Annotated in this window: 6 protein-coding genes; all 6 read right to left on the bottom strand. The window is 48.3% G+C overall.

What is annotated here, in order from left to right; all coding sequences use genetic code 11:
- Positions 1–345 precede the first annotated feature (345 nt).
- Positions 346–1,095: a hydroxymethylpyrimidine/phosphomethylpyrimidine kinase gene (locus MMG03_RS03470; RefSeq protein ID WP_249505623.1), complete on the bottom strand. Its 750-nt coding sequence runs from the start codon at positions 1,093–1,095 to the stop codon at positions 346–348.
- A 150-nt stretch (positions 1,096–1,245) separates the two neighbouring features.
- Positions 1,246–2,550 carry an MgtC/SapB family protein gene (locus tag MMG03_RS03465; protein ID WP_073156430.1) on the bottom strand — a complete coding sequence of 435 codons (1,305 nt, stop codon included), beginning with the start codon at positions 2,548–2,550 and terminating at the stop codon, positions 1,246–1,248.
- A gap of 109 nt (positions 2,551–2,659) precedes the next feature.
- Positions 2,660–4,345, bottom strand: coding sequence for a GGDEF domain-containing protein (locus tag MMG03_RS03460; RefSeq protein ID WP_112131675.1), 1,686 nt, complete (start codon positions 4,343–4,345; stop codon positions 2,660–2,662).
- Positions 4,346–4,367: 22 nt separating this feature from the next.
- Complete coding sequence (locus MMG03_RS03455) at positions 4,368–4,853, bottom strand: dihydrofolate reductase (RefSeq protein ID WP_112131676.1); 486 nt, start codon at positions 4,851–4,853, stop codon at positions 4,368–4,370.
- 96 nt (positions 4,854–4,949) lie between these two features.
- Positions 4,950–5,762 carry a thymidylate synthase gene (locus MMG03_RS03450; protein WP_073156421.1) on the bottom strand — a complete coding sequence of 271 codons (813 nt, stop codon included), beginning with the start codon at positions 5,760–5,762 and terminating at the stop codon, positions 4,950–4,952.
- A 122-nt stretch (positions 5,763–5,884) separates the two neighbouring features.
- Positions 5,885–6,142: a hypothetical protein gene (locus MMG03_RS03445; protein WP_073156782.1), complete on the bottom strand. Its 258-nt coding sequence runs from the start codon at positions 6,140–6,142 to the stop codon at positions 5,885–5,887.
- Positions 6,143–6,207 lie beyond the last annotated feature (65 nt).

Below are 6,207 nucleotides of genomic sequence, written 5' to 3'. Positions count from 1 at the left end.
TCTTGCGGAACAGGTCGCGGTCTTCAGCGATATCGATGGAATCGATGCTGGTACCGAGAATCTTCACGCCTTCGTCGCTGAGAGCGCGGGCGATGTTCAGCGGAGTAATCTTTTGGACGTTCCCCGCGCTCCGCACGGGTCGGGCTATATTTTATGGGTTGTCCGGTTCACTCCGCAACCACCGTGATCATATATAGCAAACTAATTATCATATTGCAGACAAAACAAAATTATTTTTTTTCGTATCTCATTTATACAAAATGTCCACTCGTCTAATTTGAGTATTTCTTTATACAAAAAGACCAGCTTTTTTCAAGCCGGCCTTTTTTCATTTGGATGCATAATTTAACGTACAAATCCCAGTCTGCCTTCCCCGCTCTGCAGATATTGATTCATATAATCCTTTGCAATCTTGCAGGCCTCGGGCAAAGGCTTACCTAGAGCCACATTGGCAAGAATGGCAGAACTCAAGACACAGCCGGTGCCGTGCTTACCATCTCCAGGCAACCGAGGGCTTGCAAAATTATACTCGGTGCCATCCACAATCAGTTTGTCCACCGACTCGGCACCTTCGGCGTGACCGCCCTTCAGAAGAACGGCACAGTCCTTCCCCATCTGAATTATGCCCTTTTCGTGAGCGGCCTCCAGACCGAGGAACTTGTATTCATCTGCATTAGGCGTTACCAAGTCAATCATCTTCATGACCGGCAAGAATTCCGCGGCATCACGCATAAAATGGAATCCAGCGCTGGCGCTAGCAATGGGATCCCACACAATAAAGGCGTCCGGCGACTTTTCACGAACAAACTCCACAATACGTTTCAGAATCTTGGCCTTTTCTACCAAACCTATTTTCACGTACTTAAAAGTATGCTTTCGGAAGAGCGTTTCCAACTGGGCTTCGATTCGTTCCCAGATAACCCAACCAGGCGCCACAAACTCATCTTCATTCTGTTCGGTCAGAGCCGTGCAGACAGCCTGGCCATACACCCCAAAATGAGCCATGGTCTTAATGTCAGAAATAAAACCCGCACCGGCGCTACCGTCAAAACCGGCAATGGTCAAAGCATAAATCATATCGTTATTTTCAGCCATGAAATCCTCGAAAAGCATTCCTAACGACAAGTAAGATAAATAAAAAAAGCCTAACAGGCCATATTTTTAAAAAGGAGAAGAAATAAAAAATATTTATGCAGACAAGAATTTCATATTGTGTAAAGAAATGAATTATAAATCAGTCTGCCGCTAGAAATAAACTGCAATCAAGGCAGCCGTCGTTACACAGATCAGCACAACCGCAGGCACAATAGGCTTGCGCATGCTCTTGGCCCCAAGGAAGAATACCAGGCCACCCTTAGTCAACGTGTTGGCGAGACTGGCAAAGAGGAACGCCAGCACCAGTTCCCGTACAGGCAATCCAGACTTCAAATGCATATCGATTACGGAGAATGCCACCGCATCCATCTCGGCGGCACCGCCAAGGAAACTGCAGGCCAAAAGAGCACCGGCCCCCAGATAGACTCGGGCGGCATTAGCCACAAACATCACCGCGGTAAATACAACGCCAAACTTAATAGCCGGCAAAAGTTTGAAGGGATTAGAAAATCCAGCGGAATGTTCCTGGCGCTTACGGCTGGTACGCAGTTTCAGGAACAGCGCATAAGCCAAGCTGGGCACCACAGGAACCAGCAACGGCAATGCCAAGGGGCCAGCAAGGCTTCCACTCAAGGCAATGCAAATCAAATACAGACGCACATACATCACCGACCAGCTGAGAACGATTCCCAAGGTAAAGTCAGACGCATACGCTTCGTTTTCGCGACTGCGGCCTGCCAAATTCAAAGTGAGAGCCGTACTGCTGGCAATGCCCCCAAGAACTCCGGTCAGCCAGATTCCCTTACCCGGGCCCACAATCTTGATAAGCACGTAGCCTACAAAACCGATGCCAGAAATAAACACCACAAAAAGCCAGATGGTATGGGGGTTCAGAACTTGCAGTCCCGCAGGCCCATAAGCCTGATTAGGAAGGAAGGGCAACACCAGCGCAGAAATCACAGCAAACTTTACCGTGGCTAGCACATCTTCGCGGGAAAGTTTTTTCGCAAAATCATGAAGTTGCTGTTTAACCGTAAGAATCCAGAGCATCACCACCATAATGACGCAAGATTCCAACAGTTTGCCGTACCAGCACAAGGCCCCAAGCAAATACACAATTACAAGAGCCACGCTGGTGGTAATGCCCGCCGCAGGGGCAGCACCCCCTTCAGAACCTACAGACGATTCCACGTGATGGCTCAGTCCAAAAGCTATATGGGACGCCACCAGCAAAAGACCAATCACAATAAAGCCTGCGACAAAGGGTGCTGCACTTTCCATCAGGCCACACAACATGGCCACCATGGCACCGCCAAGCCCTACCAAAGTAAACGTACGAACACCCGCCGGATGACGATCCGTCGCATCGAAATAGGTATGCTCGCGCTGCAAGCCAATAATCAAGCCGATACCAATAGCAGCCACGAGTTTGTAGAATACGTTAAACTCAAGCATAATGCTAATCTATATACGGCCTTCCAAAAAAGGAAACCATGTCATATAAAAAAAAGGACTTGCCTTAAACAATCTGGGCAAATCCTTAGTCCAACTTGAAATAAGAAATCTATCGACGGATCAAATCCGACTTCATGCCGACCTTCATGGCATACATTTTCTTATCGGCAGCGGAGTACACCCCACTTGCACTCATGGGGCCGCATTCGCTGCGGTACGCCACACCGTAAGCCGCTTCCAGAGGAACTGGCAAACCGGATTTTCCCACAAGCATCTTATCCTTCATAGAGTTGATTGCAAAATCGATATCTTCCAGATGTTCTTCACGGACAATGGCAACAAATTCATCACCACCCATACGGATTGTCGCACCCACACCTTCAAAGGAGCCTCTCAAGATATTCGCAAAGACCTTGATCAGACGGTCACCCGTGCTGTGGCCATACTTGTCGTTCACATACTTCAAGCCGTTCATGTCGATGCTGACAATGGCGAAATCTCCGTCGGACCTATCCAGCACATCAAAAATCTGTTGGCACTTGGCGCGGTTATAAAGCCCGGTCAGGCTGTCGATATACACCATGGCGGCAAGCACTTCCTTTTCGGTCCTGTCGGCCACCAGTTTATACAAATAAACCAAATAGCTCAAGACCAAAAGCATCACAAAGCTCAAGGTTCCCAGGGGAATCCAGGTCACGTCCCAGCGAAAAGATTCAATAGCCAAATACTTAAAGACGTTGTATCGGATCAAGTCCGCAAAGGCCACAACACCAAAGGAAAGAACACCCCATGTCAGGAACTTTCCAGACAGGTCCGTCTTCTTGCTGTAGACCACGCCACTGAATGCCATATACAGGAAAGCAACACCCACATAAATATGGAAGGGCAACAAGGTCTGGGGGAAATGCAGAACGTTGGTAAAATGCAGAATAGAAGTAACCAGGGCATAGCAGGCGCCAAAGGCAACCAGCGTTACCAAGCCCCACCACCTCCAGGTCTTAATCTGACCACGACGCATATCCATCAGCAGGAATCCCAACGGAATCGGGGACATATACAAGCTGAAATATTCAATGGTGGTGTTAAAGGAAAAGTTAAACGAAAAGACCTGAATCAATTTTGTGTAGCAGAGAGTCCATGTTCCCAGGGATAGGGAAAGCAAACCGATCATCTGGAATCTGAAGTAACCGGTACTGAAAAAACTGACTACAGCACAGATAACCACCGATAGCAGTCCGAACAGAATCAGGAAGATACCCACGAACAAGGCCAGCGCATGTGACGCAAAAAAGTCCGTATTGGCATAGCTAGATGGCAGGATATCGATGGGAGAGAAATTCGAGAAGGCTCCGTCTTCGGTAGCCTGAATGGAGATACGAATACGCTTGCCGGCAGAATTGGGACCAAGATACACATAGTGCATACCGCTTCCCACAATGCGGTTACTCTCGTAAAGTTTATCGCCATAGGCATAGATCAGTTCTTCATCTTCGAAGACCTTCACCACACTATGGTAAACCTTGAAGCGCATGACCGAGCGAGGGAACGTATTGCTGGGGAGCTTGCGTTCCAAAACAACTACTTCATCCTTATCCACCGTCTTGGGCAATATGTGTCCGGCGATTTTCGGGACATGCTTAGTTTCCCCATTTACAACAAGAGTCCAGTCATTGTCCAGGGGCATGACGAGGTCAGAGACTCCGCTATCCTTTGTAGCATTAAAGAAGAAAAAGGTCAGGATGATCATCGCAATGGTCACCGTGAACGAGATAATCTTGTTTACCTTCTTCGACATTTAATCCTACAAACCTATAAAACTAGCGTTCCCACACCTCGAACGTGGTCACGAAGTCGTTCTTTTCGTCGGCCGGGAAATCTTCAGAGCTAACCTTGCGCCAGCCCTCACCCCAGTCCGGGAAAAACACATCTCCATCCACATTTGCGTGAACTCTAGTTAGATATAACTTTTTTGTAAGAGGCATGGCAGCATTATATATAGCCGCACCCCCAATAATAAAGCATTCTTCCTCTCCTGCAGCCTCTGCAGTCTTAATAGCGGACTCCAAATCGCCGCAAACGACACAGCCAGGAGCAGCAAACTCAGGATTTCGAGTCAATACATAGTTCGTACGATTCGGCAGAGGTCTCCCGATATCATCGTAGTTCTTGCGACCCAGTATGATGGAATGACCTGTTGTAATCGCCTTAAAGCGTTTCAAATCAGCAGACAGATGCCAAGGCAAATGACCATCACGGCCAATCACATTGTTTTCGGAAACAGCGACAATAGCAGAAATCAACATAGGAAATAGTGGCTAGTGGTTAGTGATTAGTGGTTAGTGATTTGTAGGTAGCGTCAACTATTTGCTGACAACTGTTTACTAACCACAGACCACTGATTAAACGGCGATGGGAGCCTTAATGGTGGGCCACGGATCGTAATCAACCAGTTCGAAATCCTCAAACTTAAAGTCGAAGAGGTCCTTGATTTCGGGATTCAACTTCATGGTAGGCAGCTTGCGAGGTTCGCGGGAAAGCTGTTCCTTTACCTGTTCGAAATGGTTGGAATACAGATGAGTGTCACCCAGGGTGTGGATGAATTCGCCCGGTTCATAATCGCAAACCTGAGCCAGCATCAAAGTCAGCAGAGCATAGCTGGCGATATTGAACGGAACCCCCAGGAAGGTGTCTGCGCTACGCTGATACAGCTGACAGGAAAGCTTGCGCTTGCCAGATGCGCCAACGCCACCTACATAGAACTGGAAGAGGCAGTGGCAAGGGGGCAAGGCCATCTTATCCACTTCGGAAACGTTCCAGGCACAAACCAAGTGGCGGCGAGAGTCGGGATTGTTCTTCAGACTGTTCACCAGGTTCTTGATCTGATCGATGTGTCCGCCCTCAGGTGTGGGCCAGCTGCGCCACTGATGACCATATACCGGTCCCAGGTCGCCATTTTCATCAGCCCATTCGTCCCAGATGGTCACCTTGTTATCGTGAAGATATTTGATGTTGGTGTCGCCCATCAAGAACCACAGCAGTTCGTGGATGATGGAACGAAGGTGGAGCTTCTTTGTAGTCAAACAGGGAAAGCCCTTGGACAAGTCGTAACGGCACTGACGACCAAAAACGGAACGGGTTCCAGTTCCAGTGCGATCGGAGCGGTCAACGCCGTTTTCCATAATGTCTTTCAGAAGATCGAGATATTGCTGCATAGAGGGTAACGCGGAAAGGTTAAAGGTTAAGAGAGGCGAGAGACGAGATATGAGTTGTTATAATCGCGCCGGGGGCGCCTTACTTTAACTCACTGTTCAAAACTCATTGCCCACAGCTCAATTCACTGTTCACTATTCACTGCCATTTGTTCGTTGCCGAAAAGTTCCAGTCGCTTGTAGGGCTTCGCACCTTCGACTTCCTTTTCTACCAGCAGGCGGTTCAGGGCATTCAAAATCAAGTCCTGCGTATGGCGGGGAACGGGCTTCTTGCCGAGGCGAGCCTTCTGCACCATCTTATGGTTAAGGTGTTCAGCATCCATTTCCACCAGGTCATGGTTAGAAGCTTCAATAGCAGTCAAAATTTCATCAAGCTTTGTCATAACATTAAAGATAACAAAAAAGCCCCCGGACTTTTTGTCCGAGGGCTTCATTCGCTAATATCGCG

The organism is Fibrobacter sp. HC4, assembly GCF_023373925.1.
GTDB lineage: Bacteria > Fibrobacterota > Fibrobacteria > Fibrobacterales > Fibrobacteraceae > Fibrobacter.
The sequence above is the reverse complement of the archived record's forward strand: the minus strand, read 5'-3'. Positions and strand labels throughout refer to the sequence as shown.

What these genes read in the sequence shown, in the direction of transcription:
- MMG03_RS03470 (WP_249505623.1), bottom strand. Translation starts at nt 1,095, where the DNA reads ATGGCTGAAAATAACGATATGATTTATGCTTTGACCATTGCCGGTTTT.
- MMG03_RS03455 (WP_112131676.1), bottom strand. Translation starts at nt 4,853, where the DNA reads ATGTTGATTTCTGCTATTGTCGCTGTTTCCGAAAACAATGTGATTGGC.
- MMG03_RS03445 (WP_073156782.1), bottom strand. Translation starts at nt 6,142, where the DNA reads ATGACAAAGCTTGATGAAATTTTGACTGCTATTGAAGCTTCTAACCAT.
- MMG03_RS03460 (WP_112131675.1), bottom strand. Translation starts at nt 4,345, where the DNA reads ATGTCGAAGAAGGTAAACAAGATTATCTCGTTCACGGTGACCATTGCG.
- MMG03_RS03450 (WP_073156421.1), bottom strand. Translation starts at nt 5,762, where the DNA reads ATGCAGCAATATCTCGATCTTCTGAAAGACATTATGGAAAACGGCGTT.
- MMG03_RS03465 (WP_073156430.1), bottom strand. Translation starts at nt 2,550, where the DNA reads ATGCTTGAGTTTAACGTATTCTACAAACTCGTGGCTGCTATTGGTATC.